Source organism: Desmonostoc muscorum LEGE 12446, assembly GCF_015207005.2.
Taxonomy (GTDB): Bacteria; Cyanobacteriota; Cyanobacteriia; order Cyanobacteriales; family Nostocaceae; genus Nostoc; species Nostoc muscorum.
The window spans coordinates 3,599,850-3,616,023 of the sequence record NZ_JADEXS020000001.1 but is presented as its reverse complement, the minus strand read 5'-3'; the positions used below and the strand labels follow the sequence as shown (position 1 = coordinate 3,616,023).

Annotated in this window: 19 protein-coding genes; 18 read left to right on the top strand and 1 reads right to left on the bottom strand. The window is 43.1% G+C overall.

Annotated elements, in window-relative coordinates:
* Positions 1–186 precede the first annotated feature (186 nt).
* The 11 genes from infA (at position 187) to prfA (ending at position 6,957) form a co-directional block, all read left to right on the top strand.
* Complete coding sequence (gene infA, locus IQ276_RS15495) at positions 187–411, top strand: translation initiation factor IF-1 (RefSeq protein WP_006276978.1); 225 nt, start codon at positions 187–189, stop codon at positions 409–411.
* Between the two features lie 117 nt (positions 412–528).
* Positions 529–642 (top strand): 50S ribosomal protein L36, encoded by a 114-nt coding sequence (gene rpmJ / locus IQ276_RS15490; protein WP_015129703.1) that lies wholly within the window; start codon positions 529–531, stop codon positions 640–642.
* Positions 643–759: 117 nt separating this feature from the next.
* Entirely contained in the window at positions 760–1,140 is a 381-nt protein-coding gene (rpsM, locus tag IQ276_RS15485) for a 30S ribosomal protein S13 (RefSeq protein WP_073641962.1), read from the top strand.
* Positions 1,141–1,198: 58 nt separating this feature from the next.
* Positions 1,199–1,594: a 30S ribosomal protein S11 gene (gene rpsK / locus IQ276_RS15480; RefSeq protein WP_010998331.1), complete on the top strand. Its 396-nt coding sequence runs from the start codon at positions 1,199–1,201 to the stop codon at positions 1,592–1,594.
* Between the two features lie 449 nt (positions 1,595–2,043).
* Positions 2,044–2,991, top strand: coding sequence for a DNA-directed RNA polymerase subunit alpha (locus tag IQ276_RS15475; protein WP_073641963.1), 948 nt, complete (start codon positions 2,044–2,046; stop codon positions 2,989–2,991).
* Positions 2,992–3,113: 122 nt separating this feature from the next.
* Positions 3,114–3,464 carry a 50S ribosomal protein L17 gene (gene rplQ / locus IQ276_RS15470; protein WP_190883318.1) on the top strand — a complete coding sequence of 117 codons (351 nt, stop codon included), beginning with the start codon at positions 3,114–3,116 and terminating at the stop codon, positions 3,462–3,464.
* Between the two features lie 74 nt (positions 3,465–3,538).
* The gene (truA, locus tag IQ276_RS15465) at positions 3,539–4,366 is read left to right on the top strand and encodes a tRNA pseudouridine(38-40) synthase TruA (protein ID WP_193913660.1); all 828 of its coding nucleotides are present in this window, start codon (positions 3,539–3,541) and stop codon (positions 4,364–4,366) included.
* Positions 4,367–4,470: 104 nt separating this feature from the next.
* Positions 4,471–4,926: a 50S ribosomal protein L13 gene (gene rplM, locus IQ276_RS15460; RefSeq protein WP_190883328.1), complete on the top strand. Its 456-nt coding sequence runs from the start codon at positions 4,471–4,473 to the stop codon at positions 4,924–4,926.
* Positions 4,926–5,342: a 30S ribosomal protein S9 gene (rpsI, locus tag IQ276_RS15455; RefSeq protein WP_073641967.1), complete on the top strand. Its 417-nt coding sequence runs from the start codon at positions 4,926–4,928 to the stop codon at positions 5,340–5,342. Before rplM ends, rpsI begins: the two co-directional genes overlap by 1 nt.
* Before the next feature lie 171 nt (positions 5,343–5,513).
* Complete coding sequence (rpmE, locus tag IQ276_RS15450) at positions 5,514–5,753, top strand: 50S ribosomal protein L31 (RefSeq protein ID WP_073641968.1); 240 nt, start codon at positions 5,514–5,516, stop codon at positions 5,751–5,753.
* Between the two features lie 106 nt (positions 5,754–5,859).
* Positions 5,860–6,957 (top strand): peptide chain release factor 1, encoded by a 1,098-nt coding sequence (gene prfA / locus IQ276_RS15445; protein ID WP_190883320.1) that lies wholly within the window; start codon positions 5,860–5,862, stop codon positions 6,955–6,957.
* Between the two features lie 6 nt (positions 6,958–6,963).
* On the opposite strand, the gene IQ276_RS15440 is transcribed toward prfA, so the two are convergent.
* The gene (locus tag IQ276_RS15440; protein WP_193913647.1) at positions 6,964–7,413 is read right to left on the bottom strand and encodes a hypothetical protein; all 450 of its coding nucleotides are present in this window, start codon (positions 7,411–7,413) and stop codon (positions 6,964–6,966) included.
* A gap of 191 nt (positions 7,414–7,604) precedes the next feature.
* Here IQ276_RS15440 and IQ276_RS15435 point away from each other — a divergent pair, with 191 nt between their 5' ends.
* The 7 genes from IQ276_RS15435 to secG all read left to right on the top strand — a co-directional run bounded on the left by IQ276_RS15435 (position 7,605) and on the right by secG (position 16,164).
* Positions 7,605–7,967, top strand: coding sequence for a helix-turn-helix domain-containing protein (locus IQ276_RS15435; RefSeq protein WP_193913649.1), 363 nt, complete (start codon positions 7,605–7,607; stop codon positions 7,965–7,967).
* Positions 7,968–8,111: 144 nt separating this feature from the next.
* Complete coding sequence (locus tag IQ276_RS15430) at positions 8,112–8,570, top strand: DUF29 domain-containing protein (protein ID WP_221706192.1); 459 nt, start codon at positions 8,112–8,114, stop codon at positions 8,568–8,570.
* A 248-nt stretch (positions 8,571–8,818) separates the two neighbouring features.
* Entirely contained in the window at positions 8,819–9,316 is a 498-nt protein-coding gene (locus IQ276_RS15425) for a hypothetical protein (protein WP_193913653.1), read from the top strand.
* A 792-nt stretch (positions 9,317–10,108) separates the two neighbouring features.
* Positions 10,109–11,527: a linear amide C-N hydrolase gene (locus IQ276_RS15420; RefSeq protein WP_235115698.1), complete on the top strand. Its 1,419-nt coding sequence runs from the start codon at positions 10,109–10,111 to the stop codon at positions 11,525–11,527.
* A gap of 483 nt (positions 11,528–12,010) precedes the next feature.
* On the top strand, positions 12,011–13,705 hold the full coding sequence (locus IQ276_RS15415) for an ABC-F family ATP-binding cassette domain-containing protein (RefSeq protein WP_193913656.1): 1,695 nt from the start codon (positions 12,011–12,013) through the stop codon (positions 13,703–13,705).
* Positions 13,706–14,206: 501 nt separating this feature from the next.
* Entirely contained in the window at positions 14,207–15,805 is a 1,599-nt protein-coding gene (gene gpmI / locus IQ276_RS15410; protein WP_193913657.1) for a 2,3-bisphosphoglycerate-independent phosphoglycerate mutase, read from the top strand.
* Between the two features lie 125 nt (positions 15,806–15,930).
* Positions 15,931–16,164, top strand: a complete 234-nt coding sequence (gene secG / locus IQ276_RS15405) for a preprotein translocase subunit SecG (RefSeq protein WP_073641976.1) — start codon at positions 15,931–15,933, stop codon at positions 16,162–16,164.
* Positions 16,165–16,174: the final 10 nt, after the last annotated feature.

The window sequence follows — 16,174 nt, the reverse complement described above, 5'->3', positions numbered from 1 at the left end:
AGGGAGTAGGGAATACAGAATTCACCACTCCCTACTCCCCACTCCCCACTCCCTATCAACTCAGGAAGTTGAACAATTTTAGCTAAAATATATTAAGAAAGTGTTGATATATTTCTCAAAGTGTGTTCTTTTGCAGATGAAGTGCTGTACAAGAACAGGAGATTGTTGAGTTGAGGAAAAAACAAATTGTCTAAGCAAGATTTGATTGAAATGGAAGGCACGGTTACAGAGTCTTTGCCCAATGCGATGTTTCGCGTTGACTTGGACAATGGCTTTAACGTGCTAGCACACATTTCTGGCAAGATTCGCCGTAATTATATCAAGATTTTGCCTGGCGATCGCGTCAAGGTAGAGCTAACTCCCTACGACTTGACTAAAGGCAGAATCACCTACCGACTGAGAAAGAAGTAAGTATATGTAGAGAAGTTTACCATAAAACCATCTTTTTGACTGTTTCCTAGTCAACTTAGCTGAATAATTTCCCAAAAAATGCTATAATTTAATATTTGGAGTCAAAGTAGAAAAGGCATGAAAGTCAGAGCCTCAGTCAAGAAAATCTGTGAAAAATGTAATGTGATCAAACGTCGTGGTCGCGTTATGGTGATTTGCGTCAACCCCAAGCACAAGCAACGTCAAGGATAAGGCTCTGAATCAACAGAGTAGTGTTGCAACACGCGTATCATTAATTAAAACGAAAAGACGCGATTCATCACGTTTTTTAACTGCCAGTAATTGCGACAACAATAGGGAGAGTTCATTGTGGCACGTATTGCCGGAGTAGACCTTCCACGCGATAAGCGCGTTGAGATTGGTCTAACTTACATTTATGGAATAGGTTTATCGCGATCGCAAGAAATTCTAGCGACTACAGGTGTGAACCCAGACACCCGCGTTAAAGAGTTGAGTGACGCCGATGTAGCTAAGCTGCGAGCAGAAATAGAAACCAACTATGAAGTCGAAGGAGACTTACGGCGTTGGGAGTCGATGAACATCAAGCGCTTAGTTGACATTGGTACCTACAGAGGGCGTCGTCATCGCATGGGCTTGCCAGTCAGAGGACAGAGAACTCGCACCAACGCTCGAACCCGTCGAGGCAGAAGGCAGACAGTGGCTGGTAAGAAGAAAGCACCAGGTAAATAAATAATTTGACAATGCTTGCCAAACAGAGCAAGTTTTACCTTAAATCAACTAAACAAGTATGGCGAGACAACCAACTAAAAAATCCGGGAGCAAAAAGCAGAAACGGAACGTCCCCAATGGGATGGCCTACATCCAGTCTACTTTCAACAATAGCATTGTCACCATTACCGATCAAAATGGAGATGTTATCTCCTGGGCTAGCGCTGGTTCTAGCGGCTTTAAGGGAGCAAAAAAGGGAACTCCCTTTGCAGCGCAAACCGCCGCTGAAAGTGCAGCCCGTCGAGCGATCGATCAAGGAATGCGCCAAATCGAGGTAATGGTCAGTGGCCCAGGAGCAGGTAGAGAAACGGCTATCCGGGCACTTCAAGGAGCAGGACTGGAAATTACACTCATTCGGGATATTACCCCGATTCCTCACAATGGTTGCCGTCCACCCAAGCGCCGTCGAGTTTAATCATCAAAACTTGGGCAGTAAGGACGATAAGTTATGGCCAATGTCAAGTCAAGTCACTTGCAATCACCCCTTGGGCGTCTAGTGTCGAAACTGCATTAAATCAAGGCTGAAACTTTGGACGGGTTGGACGACTAGAAGTGCGTCAGATTTTCCCACAGGAAAAGCTGTTTAACTTCCGTCAACCCAAAATAGTATCAATCAATTTGAGATTTGAGATTTGCGATTTGAGATTAATCCTGAACAAAGGTGGCGGCTTCGTGGATTTTAAGTTGATGATAGCGTAGCCAAGCACATCGAGGATCTTTGAGATTTGTTCCGCCCATAACAGGGGGGAAATTAACCGAAAAAGCACAATCAAAAATCAAAAATCAAAAATCAAAAATTGACACTCAATTCGGGAGGCAATTGATTTGTCTGCAAGCAGCACCTTAAAAAAGGGAGGCTAATCCGTGGCGCAGTTTCAAATTGAATGTGTAGAGTCTAATACTGAAGAAAGCCGCAACCATTACAGTAAGTTTGTTTTGGAACCTCTAGAGCGCGGCCAAGGAACAACTGTTGGCAACGCGCTGCGGCGGGTTTTACTGTCCAATCTAGAGGGTACGGCAGTTACAGCAGTCCGGATTGCAGGCGTTTCACATGAATTTGCTACAGTTCCGGGCGTGCGGGAAGACGTGCTGGAAATCCTCATGAAAATGAAGGAAGTTATCCTGAAAAACTATTCCTCGCAACCCCAAATTGGCAGATTACTCGTCAACGGGCCAGCAACAATTACTGCGGCGCATTTTGATTTGCCCAGTGAAGTAGAAGTCATCGATCCGACCCAGTATGTAGCCACCATCGCCGAAGGTGGAAAGCTGGAAATGGAATTTCGGATCGAGAAAGGTAAAGGTTATCGCACCGTAGAGCGAGGACGTGAGGAAGCCACATCATTGGACTTTCTGCAAATCGACTCAATATTTATGCCGGTGCGAAAAGTTAACTATAGTGTTGAAGAATCTCGTGGGGAAGGCTTAATACCAAAAGACCGACTACTGTTGGAAGTTTGGACCAATGGCAGTATCTCTCCCCAAGAAGCACTATCCTCTGCTGCTGGAATCTTGGTAGATTTATTCAACCCGTTGAAAGATATTTCCCTAGAACCAACGGATACAGGTTCGGAAATTTCAGAAGACCCAACTGCTCAGATTCCCATCGAAGAGTTGCAACTTTCTGTACGGGCATATAACTGTCTCAAACGGGCACAAGTTAACTCGGTGGCCGACTTGTTGGATTATACCCAAGAAGATCTGCTAGAAATTAAAAACTTTGGTCAAAAGTCAGCAGAAGAGGTCGTAGAAGCTTTGCAGCGACGCTTGGGCATCACCTTGCCCCAAGAAAGAGGCTCTAAACATCCTTAAGTGATATCGAGTCTGGTTGGTTACTTATCATTGAAGCACACACGTAAATACGGAGAGTTTTTTTGATAAGTGATTAAGTGGACATGATGTGAAAACCGTTTGTAGTTCATAAGTGCTTAATTATGCGTCACCGTTGTCGCGTCAAACAACTTAGTAAACCAGCAGACCAGCGCCGCGCTTTATTGCGATCGCTCACCACTGAGCTGATCCGTCATGGTAAAATCACCACCACTTTAATTCGCGCTAAAGTTGTGCGAAGTGAAGTAGATAAGATGATTACCCTAGCTAAAAACGGCTCCTTGGCTGCACGTCGGGAAGCCCTTGGCTACATCTTCGACAAAGCCCTAGTTCACGCTCTGTTTGAACAAGCTCCCACTCGCTATGGTAATCGTCAGGGCGGTTATACCCGTATCCTGCATACCGTACCCCGCCGGGGCGATCGTGCCGAGATGGCAATCATCGAATTGGTTTAAGTCATTGGTCATTGGTCATTAGTCATTTGCAAAAGACAAATGACAAAGGACAAATGACAAAGAACAAAATCTGTATGTTAGAAAGCCACCAGCCTACACAAACTCATCGAGTAGCCTTGGTAATCCAATACCTGGGCACTCATTTTCATGGCTGGCAACGGCAAAAAAACCAGCGTACAGTCCAAGAAGAAATCGAAAAAGCGATCGCCACTATTCTTGGACATCATGTGACATTACACGGCGCCGGGCGAACTGACTCCGGAGTCCACGCTGCTGCTCAAGTCGCCCATTTTGAAGCAACAGGTTTAATTCCGGCTCACAAGTGGGCAACAGTCCTCAATAGCTATCTGCCACCAGATATATTAATCAGGGCTTCAGCTGGTGTAGACTGCCGTTGGCACGCTCGCTTTAGCGCAGCCTATCGGCGGTATCGCTACACAATATACACTGAAGATCGACTTAACTTGTTCGTGAAACCCTTCAGTTGGCATTATTATTATGCACCCCTGGATGAATCATTAATCGAAGCTGCCCTCAAACCTCTCTTGGGAAAGCATCACTTAGCTGCTTTTCACCGTGCAGGCTCAAAGCGATCGCATTCCTGGGTAGAGGTACAAGCAGCAGAGTGTCGTCGCAGTGGGCCATTTATCCATATTGAAATACAGGCAGATGGATTTTTGTATGGCATGGTACGGCTGTTGGTAGGGATGTTGGTACAAGTGGGTTCTGGAGAACGTACACTTTCCAACTTCACCGAACTCTGGAAAGAACAACGCCGCCAAGAAGTCAAACACGCCGCACCAGCTCAAGGTTTATGCTTGTTGCGAGTCGGCTATCCAGATTTTCCCTTCCCGAAGGAGATTTGGTACGACAGCCTGCCAAAGTTGGTCATTAGTCATTAGTAGAGACGCGATTAATCGCGTCTGTACAATAGTCATTGGTCATTAGTGAACAACAAAGGACAAATGACAAATTACAAAGGGCAAAGGACAAATTACAAATGACAATAGTTAAAACATACCTTCCTCCTGAGGCATCCATTGAGCGTGAGTGGTACATAGTAGACGCTACCGACAAACGCCTCGGACGCCTCGCCAGTGAAATTGCTCAAGTCCTCAGAGGCAAAAACAAACCCGAATTTACACCCCACCTAGATACGGGTGACTTCGTGATCGTTATCAATGCCGAGAAAGTAGCAGTCACAGGCAAAAAGCGCACTCAAAAATTGTACCGTCGCCATTCTGGGCGTCCCGGTGGGATGAAAACGGAAACCTTTGCTAAGTTGCAACAGCGCCTACCAGAACGCATTTTAGAACACGCTGTCAAAGGTATGCTACCCAAAAATAGCCTGGGTAAGCAGTTATTCACCAAGCTGAAAGTTTACGCTGGGCCAACTCATCCCCACGAAGCTCAAAAACCCAAAGAACTAAAAATTAATACAATTCCTGGAGAAGAAAATTAATGGTAGCAGTAGACACCAATAGCGGCCGCGCTGTGTACTGGGGTACTGGCCGTCGGAAGTCCGCAGTAGCAAGAGTACGCCTGGTTCCAGGTACTGGTCAATTGACTGTAAACGGTAAAGATGGAAACTTGTATTTCCAATTCAATGCCAACTACCTGGGAGTCATCAAAGCACCCTTGGAAACTTTGGGACTAGAAAACGAATATGACATTTTGGTAAAAGCAGAAGGCGGCGGCTTGACCGGACAGGCTGATTCTGTTCGATTGGGAGTTGCTCGTGCTTTGTGCCAACTAGACCCAGACAACCGCCCACCTTTGAAAACCGAAGGTTATCTCACTCGCGATCCTCGGGCAAAGGAACGGAAAAAATATGGTTTACACAAAGCCCGGAAAGCGCCTCAGTACTCTAAGCGTTAGTGATTGGGTACTGGGTACTGGGGATTGGGTACTGGGAATTGGGTATTAGAAAAGATAAGTCAGTTTTTTATCTCTTTCCCAGTCCCTAGTCCCCAGTCCCCAGTCCCTAATCCCTAGCTCCGATTCCATCCTAAAAGTTATAATTCTTATAGATTCACCACAAAAGGAACAATGGCTAAATCTGATATTCATCCCAAGTGGTATCCAGACGCTAAAGTCTACTGTAACGGTCAAGTTGTGATGACTGTTGGCTCTACCAAGCCAGAATTGCACGTAGATGTTTGGTCTGGAAATCACCCGTTTTACACAGGCACTCAGAAGATTATTGATACTGAGGGTCGAGTTGAACGTTTCCTCCGCAAATACGGTATGTCCAGCGAACAAAGCACCGGCACCAAAAAGAAAAAGTAGCGGGTTGGCTCTGCTGTTAACGACGACCCTGCATTTTTCGGGGTCGATTGTCATTTATATGCTCGAGCCAATTTGTTATTTTTTTTAAGGAGCGATCGCACTCGTCATGGCTGAATCATACTTACTGGACAAACTAAAATCCGTTGAACAAACCTTTAATGAATTAACGCGTCGTCTTGGCGACCCTGATACCGCTAGCAATCCTGATGAATATCAAGAAATTGCTAAGTCTCGTTCTTCTTTAGAAGAGGTAGTTAATACTTATGAAATTTGGAAAACTGCCCAAGAAGACTTGACAGGAGCGCGTCAAGTTTACAAAGAATCTGCCAGTGATCCAGAGTTGCAAGAAATGGCAGCACTGGAAGTAGATGAACTTGAGGAAAAAATAGAATATTTAGAGTCTCGGTTGAAAGTCTTACTGCTACCACGCGACCCCAATGATGAAAAGAATATCATGTTGGAAATTCGCGCTGGCACAGGTGGCGATGAAGCCAGTATTTGGGCTGGCGATTTGATGCGGATGTACACTCGCTACGCCCAAACTCAAGGTTGGAAAGTTTCTCTAGTGAGCGAATCTCTGGGAGAAATGGGTGGCTGGAAAGAGGTCATTCTAGAAATTAAAGGTGATGATGTTTACAGCCAGTTAAAGTTTGAAGCTGGAGTGCATCGCGTGCAGCGGGTGCCCCTGACAGAAGCAGGCGGACGGGTTCATACTTCCACTGCCACAGTGGCAATTATGCCAGAGGTGGATGATGTGGAAATTCACATTGACCCGAAAGATATTGAAATGACCACGGCTCGTTCTGGCGGTGCTGGTGGACAAAACGTCAACAAGGTGGAAACAGCCGTTGACTTGATGCACAAACCAACGGGAATTCGGATTTTCTGTACAGAAGAACGCAGCCAGTTGCAAAACAAAGAACGGGCGATGCAAATTCTGCGGGCGAAGTTGTATGACATCAAGTTAAGCGAACAACAAGAAGCTGTAACTTCCATGCGGCGATCGCAAGTTGGTACAGGATCGCGATCGGAAAAAATTCGCACCTACAATTATAAAGACAACCGCGTTACCGACCACCGTTTAGGTCAAAACTATTCTCTTAACCCTGTCTTGGAAGGTGATTTGGAGACTATTATCCAATCTTGCATCTCCCAAGACCAACAGGAACGTCTAGCTGAATTGGCAACTGCTAGCGTTAATTAATTTTTATTAGTAAAAATTCTGATAAACCGCTTGTTCTAACGTTACTTTTAACACGTGCAAGCGGTTTTCTAATGCAGCCCGAAGTGCATCTTCAATTTTACTGGGATAGTTGTAATAGGCAAGTTCGTGTTTCATAACGTAATTTACCTTTGTCCATTCCTTCAGGGTTTGGCAGGTATAAATTAACTTTTCTACTTCTTGTTGCCAACGCCCAAAAATTCGGTAGCTGAAAAAGCTACTACAGATGTTACCTGCCGCATCCCAGTAAGAAATACACACCTGATGCTTGAGACAGTGGATTTTCTTGATTTGCTTAATTTTATAGCCTTTGGTTTTGAGAGCTTCTTTTGCTTCACTGTTTGAAATGTGCCATTGTTCTGGTTTAATTTTATTAGCGGCTATGAAATTTCGACCTTTGCGGCGATATTTTTTTATCTGGCGTTGCTGAGAAAACATGATGCACCTTTTATGTGATTGGCAACAATGCCAAATAACGTAGCAGCGTCTATAGTCTATAATTGAAATGAACGTTGCTTATTTACAATCTTCATTTAAATTATCATCAACAACTAAAGTTGTCAATATAAAATTAAAATTTTAAACTTTCTCACTAAACTAATAAATGCAGTTGACTAGCTACACAAGCAGTGAACATCGAAAGCAGAGAAAAACTGATTGAAATCATCAAACTAGCTCGCGGTTCCATGAGCCAGCGAGCTTTCGGCAAGCTTTTGGGAGTTTCTGCTACTGCTGTTCAGTTGTGGGAAAAGGGTGTGAATGTGCCAGATACTGAATATTTGGCAAAAATCGCAGCGAGAGCGGGTTACACACTCCAAGAGTTACTTAGTTGTTTGGATGGCAAGCCAATACAAGAAAGCTCTGATTTGAGTTTAATTCTTAGACAAATACAGCATATGCCTCTTAGCCAAGTGGCTCAAATCGTTCAGGCTGCGGCGGATAGGTTCGCGGCTGTGGCGGAAGCGTCAGAGGATGAAGCAAAGGCCAGTTGAATATTAAAATAATTCGTAATTCGTAATTCGTAATTCGTAATTCGTAATTCGTAATTCGTAATTAAGTTTTTTAACGACGATTTAAGGCAAAATCTGATCAAACTAGCTTGTGGTTTCTTGCTGTCAAGATTCATCTATATGGATATGGACAAACCTTGTTTGTATGACGAAGATTTCTATGGCTGGACACAGCAGCAGGCTAAAGCGTTAGAGCAGAGGCTAGTTATGGAACTAGACTGGCCACACCTGCAAGAGGAAATTCAAGCTTTGGGCAGACAGGAGTATCGGGAACTTGTGAGTCGTTTGAGTGTATTACTCGGTTATTTCTTGAAGTGGGAATATCAACCCGAAGAACGCTCTCGCAGTTGGTTTTTAACAATTCGAGAACAGCGTCGTGCCATCCACAGGCATTTGCGACAGAACCCTAGCTTAAAGTCTCGAATAGAAGAAGCCTTGTTAGATGGCTTTGAAGCAGGAGTCGATTTGGCGCTACGAGAAACTAACTTACCATTACGAACTTTTCCAGAGTATTGCCCCTATTTATTTGATGATGCGATCGCAGACAATTTTCTGTGCGATACTCGTCAAGACTGGGAAGGATAATTACTACCATTTTTCTTGATTAATTCATAACATAAAAATTGTCAAAAACACTTCAGGCGATCGCCAATCGAAAATGGTAGTAGCGACACCTGAAAGTCTAGATAAGTTTGTTAATTTTTGTAACCAGCACATCAAGAGACAGAAATAAAACCAGATTACTATATTGATTTTACCAAAATCTAACCACTGGCAGGTAATAAAAAATGGTTTTAAAATGGTGAAATCTTAAATGATTTAAAGGGGTATCTATGTCACTACGCAATGAGCCTTTAGACTGGCAAGTTGAAACGAACAATGCTTATATACCAATTTACCATCAAGGCAATTTAGTTGGATTTTTTAAACAAGAATATGCTAGCGAAATAATTAGTTTTTTGAATGATGAAGAAGTATTTAAAAAGGCACTTAAACAAGCTTGTACTGATTTAATCAAAAAAATGGGTGGCGACACGAATAAAGTCAATTATTTAATTCAAAGATATATCAAAAGTAGTGAACGTCCAAAATATGGAACTAGAGCGATCGCTCTTTTACTTCGCGATCGCCAAAAGGAACTTGACCTGAGTAACCAGGAGTTTGCTAAATTCTGCGATACTTTTAAAGTATCCCCCACTGAACTGAATAATATTTATACTGGAGAAGCATTTGATGATAGTTTATTAGCACCACTTTCACGGATATTAGGAATAGCAAAAGAGCGGTTGCTAGAAGTGCGAGACGGTTCAGAAAAAGAAAGTAACGGATGAACAGCAAATCAAAATTCCTAATTGGTAAAAATTATGAAGACACACAGTATTTTTTACCGTCTATTTCAATAATTTGCTAGTAAATTTAGTTGCGTAGATAGCACCAGAACTATGTTCTGGTACGAGAGCGATCCTTAGCTTTTTGTATAATTTATCAGTTTTAGTTATGTTATATTTCTGAACGGTTTCTTCACAAAGCGTATAAAAAAGTAGAGTTTTTCTATAAACAATCAGGTGTGTAGGTATCTATCACAGAGGATAGGTGTCAACTTAACGTGAAACCCTTGTCAAGACGTGATATTGAGTCCATTCACTTAGCATTACTCACCGCGTTACCCCACCCCGGTTTTGGCTTTAGACAAAACCGGGGTGGGGTAATGCGTATGTGGCACAAACGTTTGAGCTTAAGTTGACACCAATGATCGCACAGCGATCGCTACGCCCAACCCAGGTATCGCAGAAGTTTTCGGTCTAATGACATTGTTGTGCCCCTACCAGTGTATTGGCTTTAAATGGAAACCGTATATTAGCAGGTTAATAAATTGTAAATAAGTTGACCCTCCCAGGGATTTATGATAAATACTGAATTAGTAGTTATTACTACTTTTTCAGTAAACATAAATACAAAAGTTATGCCTTCTTTGCAGGTATTTTTTTGTCGTTTTTGTGCGTCAACTCTTCTACTATTTGGCTTATTTGAAGAGGGGTCACTCCTGAGTATAGGAGCGGATTTACTGATTTTGAAACCAAACAGATCGAAAATAATTGACACAATAGTAAATAGACAAACCTATGAAATTTAACTGTAGAACTTTATCATTGGTTATACCATCTCTATTTGTTGGCATTGCTGCGCTATTAGCGTGGAATCTCACAGAAGAATCCTTTAATATTCATCAAGCATTGAGTCATTTGATGAATGATTTGCACGTTGGATTAATACCACTACTATTACTCGGTTGTACCCGTGCAATCTATGCCTTTGAGGATAATTCATTCATTACTGTGCGTTCGATGGATTGGTCCGATCCAAATATGTCCTTAAGTCTATGGGCATCACCTTCAGGAAAGGAACGGCTAGGTGCTAACAAAAACAGTAAGGACAAACCACTAAAATGGGAATCTCGGTATGCCAGCGTTGTTGTGTGTAATTATGGCAAGGCTACAACTGATGGGATGAACGAGGAAGGCTTAGTTGCCAATTTGCTTTTTCTACCAGAGGCTTACTACGGCGACAACGATGACCCTAAAAATGAAAAACCACGTTTAGCAGTTTCAGGTTGGGCGCAGTACATATTAGACAAATACGCAACTGTCAAAGAAGCTGTAGAAGACTTAGAAAAGGAGGAATTCACTATTGTTACGGATACAATACCCTTTCTTAAACAGGGTAATCCTCCGATACTTGATCCTAAAGGTAAAAATATAGTGTTACATCTGAGCATTTCTGATGCGATCGGAGATTCAGCAATCTTACAGTACCTTAACAATGGCAATGGTGAGAGCAAGCTAAAAATTTATCATGATAAAAAATACAAAGTTCTGACTAACTCCCTGTATGCCAGTCAATTAGAAATTTTAAAAGAATTTCAAGGAAAAGAGGGTTGGGGCACAGAAGAATTTTCTTGGGATGCTTTAAAGAGAAAGACTCAGAATGAAAAAGGAGAAGTCAAAGAGGAGAAGGAGATGACTCCGCCAATGAATGGCGCTGATATTCGATTTATCCGCGCCTCATTTTTAAGCGATAATCTTGAACCAATAAGTAGTAACCCAAGAGCAATTTTGAAGGAAGAGACAGATTTGACAGAGGCATTGCCTTGGTTTTGCGAACCCTGGTCATATGAAGAAGGGATCGCTAGAGCTTTTTCCTTCATTCGTAATATGTCAACGCCATTAAATGTTAAGTCATTAAATAACCCTTTCCTTTCCTCTACGCTCTGGCGTACTGTTTCAGATCAGAAGAAGAAGCGCCTGTTCTTGGAAACCGCTAGGAGTATATACCCAATATATGTTGACTTACCTGAACTGTTTAAGAAAATCGGCACAAGAACGCATAACCTTGTTTTGTTGGAGCCGCCAAAGGTAGAGAACGGTGAAAGGACTGACCTACAGCAGGACCAAATGAAAGATCCAAATCCAACAAAGATAGGCAAGGTTAACGACGAATTTAAGCCTACAGAAGAGGACTGGTTTGACTTTGACCCAGAGTAATCCAAACAAGAATGAAAGTAATAAGGCAAGTTGCTAGTTAGAGGTTGTTTGAAAAGTTTTTTGGTGTCATTTTAGGCACTTTTAGCTCCCCCCTAGTCCCCCTTTTTAAGGGGGATTTAGGGGGATATAGAACGTGTTAGTACTGAAAAGAGGACTTTTCAAATATCCTTTTACGGACTTCCAAATAAAAAAATATTCCGTTGCATTAAGGCAGGGGAGCATACTTCGACTACTTCGGCTACACTCAGCACAAGTGCGCTCAGTAACCAGGGAGCAGGGAGCATGGGGGAGGAATAGTCGTGTTGATTCGGCGAAATTGGGATAATTTATTTTATGGAAGTCCCTTAATACCTCAATCAAGCCAAATTTGATTTGCAGTTCCAGAACTTTCCAGTGGCGAATTTATAGTTAATTTTTGTTAATATTGGAAGCGGTATTAGTACTTCGTCCTCAATCACCCACTCCCTACCTGAGAGAAACTTAATGCTGCGACTCGAACATATCAGTAAAATTTATCCTACAGGCGAAGTTCTCAAAGATATCAACTGGGAAGTTAAACCAGGCGATCGCATTGGCTTAGTCGGTGTCAACGGTGCTGGAAAGTCCACCCAACTCAAAATCATCACTGGGGAAATTGAACCCACAGCGGGCGAAATCATTCGTCCTTCGAGTTTACACATAGCTTACCTCAACCAAGAGTTTGAAGTAGACCCCACCCGCACCGTTAGAGAAGAATTTTGGACAGTTTTTAAAGAAGCCAACGAAGTACAGCTATCTCTAACGCAGGTACAACGTGACATGGAAGCGGCTGATCCAGACGAACTGGATCGGCTAATCAACAAATTGGATCGTTTGCAGCGCCAATTTGAAGCTTTGGATGGCTATGGTTTAGACGCACGCATTGGGAAAATCCTACCAGAAATGGGATTTGGGGTAGAAGATGGCGATCGCCTTGTCAGTGCCTTTAGTGGCGGTTGGCAAATGCGGATGAGTTTGGGTAAAATCCTCCTGCAAAAACCCGACTTGTTACTGCTGGATGAACCGACTAACCATTTGGATTTAGAAACCATTGAGTGGTTAGAAACTTACCTCAAAGGGCTAATTACTCCGATGGTCATAGTTTCCCATGACCGGGAATTTCTTGACCGTCTCTGCACCCAAGTTGTGGAAACTGAACGCGGTGTTTCTGCCACTTACCTTGGTAATTATTCCGCATATTTGCAACAGAAAGCTGAAAATCAATCAGCACAACTGAGTGCTTACGAACGCCAGCAAAAAGAGTTAGAAAAACAGCAAGTTTTTGTTGATAGATTTCGCGCCAGTGCTACCCGCAGTACCCAGGCAAAAAGCCGGGAAAAGCAACTGGAAAAAATTGAGCGTATCGAAGCACCTATAGCTGGAGTCAGAACTCTACACTTCCGCTTTCCTCCCGCACCCCGCAGCGGACGTGAGGTAGTAAATATTAAAGAGTTAACTCATATCTATGATGATAAGATTTTGTTTTTGGCAGCGAATCTCTTAATTGAAAGAGGCGATCGCATTGCTTTTCTCGGTCCCAATGGTGCTGGGAAATCTACACTTCTACGCATAATTATGGGTATGGAACCACCCACAGAAGGTGTTGTCCAATTAGGCGATCATAATGTTATTCCTGGTTACTTTGAGCAAAATCAAGCTGAAGCTTTGGACTTAAAAAGAACTGTCATGGAAACAATCCATGATGAAGTTCCCGATTGGAAAAATGAAGAAGTCCGCACACTTTTAGGACGGTTTTTATTCACTGGTGACACAGTATTTAAGGCAGTCGGGGCATTAAGTGGAGGAGAAAAAGCTCGTTTGGCATTGGCAAAAATGCTTTTACGTCCTGCGAACTTATTAATCTTGGATGAGCCGACAAATCACCTAGATATTCCAGCGAAAGAAATGTTGGAAGAAGCGCTGCAAAATTATGATGGCACGGCAATTGTCGTATCCCACGATCGCTACTTTATCTCTCAGGTAGCCAACAAAATTGTCGAAATTCGGGATGGGGAATTCCGCGTTTATTTAGGAGATTATCATTACTATCTCCAGAAAATTGCCGAAGAAAAAGAACAAGCAAAATTAGCTGCAATAGAAGCTGAAAAAGCTGCTAAAAAAGCTGCCAAAGCTGCCAAAGCTTCCACGAAACGAAAATGAGAACCTGGAAAGTTGTTTAGTAGTAAAGTTCAACAGTTATCATTTGTCAATTTTTGCCTTGGTTAACAGCCCCTCTCTTCTACAGTTATCAGTTACCAATTACCGTTGTCACTGATAACTGTTCACTGATTTAAATCTGTAACATACAGCTAATAACTGTTAGATTTTAAATGCTACTCAGCTAACGCAGCTAGATGTTGCATTTCTATACCAACATTGTCATTGGTCAGTAGTTATTTAGTCATAGGTTACAACCAACAAATGACAAAGGAGAAAGGACAACTTCAGGAGTTAATGTGCAACTTAAATGCATCACAGCTTACTAAATAATCACTCATTATTCAAGATCAAAAACATCATAGAAAGATTACTATTTTTTAATAAATGTCTCAAAAAGCTGCAAGTCGTTCATAAAAGAAGTTAATAAGCAGAAATTCACTTGCGGCGGTGATTAGCAATGGTATCATTCGGGTATTACAAAAAGTAAAGGGCAATTTTACTATGACCAAAGCACCTGTTGCTCCTGTGGTGCTAGTCATTTTAGACGGATGGGGCTACTGCGAGCAGACGCGAGGAAACGCTATTGTTGCTGCGAAAACTCCCATTGTGGACAGTTTATGGGCAGCTTACCCGCATACCCTCATCCACACATCAGGAAAAGCCGTAGGGTTGCCAGATGGTCAAATGGGCAACTCAGAAGTTGGTCATTTGAACATTGGTGCTGGGCGAGTTGTACCGCAAGAACTGGTACGCATCTCCGATGCGGTGGAAGACGGTTCTATCACTTCCAACCCAGCACTTGTCAAAATTTGCCAGGAAGTTCGCTCTCAAAATGGCAAGCTACATCTAATAGGGCTTTGTTCTGAGGGTGGGGTACATTCCCATATCACCCATCTATTTGGACTACTTGACTTAGCTAAAGAGCAGCGAATTTCAGAAGTTTGTATCCACGCAATTACTGATGGTCGTGACACCGCGCCAACCGAGGGCGTAAAAGCGATCGCTCAGCTACAAGATTACATCGACCGCATCGGAATCGGGCGCATAGTCACCGTCAGCGGTCGCTACTACGCGATGGATCGCGATCACCGCTGGGATCGAGTAAAACGCGCCTACGATGTCATGACACAAGATGCGGTGGGTGATGACCGTCAGGCTGTAGAAATCTTGCAAGCATCTTACGCCGAAGGGGTAAAAGATGAATTTGTCAACCCCGTCAGAATTGCTCCTGGTGCTGTAGAACCAGGGGATGGGGTGATATTTTTCAACTTCCGCCCCGATCGCGCCAGACAACTGACTCAAGCCTTTGTCAGTCCTAAATTTAACGGTTTTGAAAGACAGCAAATCAAACCGCTGTCATTTGCCACGTTTACCCAATACGACCCAGACTTAGCCGTGGCTGTGGCTTTTGAGCCACAGAATCTCAATAATATTCTGGGAGGAGTGATAGCGAATCACAATCTCAAGCAATTCCGCACCGCCGAAACAGAAAAATACGCCCACGTCACGTATTTCTTTAACGGGGGTTTGGAGGAACCTTTTCCTGGTGAAGACCGGGAATTAGTCAGCAGTCCAATGGTAGCGACTTATGACCACGCCCCAGCGATGTCAGCAAAAGCAGTTACAGACGTAGCGATCGCTGCCATTCAAAAGGGTTTATATTCTTTAGTTGTGATTAATTATGCTAACCCAGACATGGTAGGGCATACTGGTCAAATCGAAGCCACCATTACAGCCATTGAAACAGTCGATCGCTGTTTGGGACGCTTACTAGAGAGCGTTATCAAAGCCGGCGGTACAACAATTATTACTGCCGATCATGGCAACGCTGAGTATATGCTAGATGAAGGGGGTAATCCCTGGACAGCTCACACGACTAATCCAGTCCCCTTTATCCTCGTGGAAGGAGAAAAAGTCAAAATCCCTGGATATGGTACAAATGTCGAACTACGAAGCGATGGTAAGCTATCCGACATCGCCCCCACCATTCTAGAGATTTTACAGCTACCTCAACCACCAGAAATGACAGGGCGATCGCTGCTGAAAACAGCAGAATATGACCTGCAACGCACTCGCACCCCCGTGCAAGTAGGCTTGTAAAAGAGTGTACAGATGCGATTAATCGCGTCTGTACAAGAGTTAGGAGTTTTTAATAAACTCCTAACTTCTGAATTCTGAGTTCTGAATTCTGTTTTTTAAAATTTGTTATAGATGAGATTGCTACCATGACAGTTACTAATATCGTGCAAGGCATTTGGGCATTTTCCGCCACTGGTTTGATTATCTTGGTTTTGCTGCATAGCCCCAAAGGTGATGGTATTGGAGCCATTGGCGGACAAGCCCAGCTATTTAGCAGCACCAAAAGTGCGGAAAACACTTTGAACCGAGTTACTTGGGCGCTGACAGTCATTTTCCTCGGTTTAACAGTAGTTTTAAGTGCTGGTTGGTTGCCTAAATAAGGATAGGTAA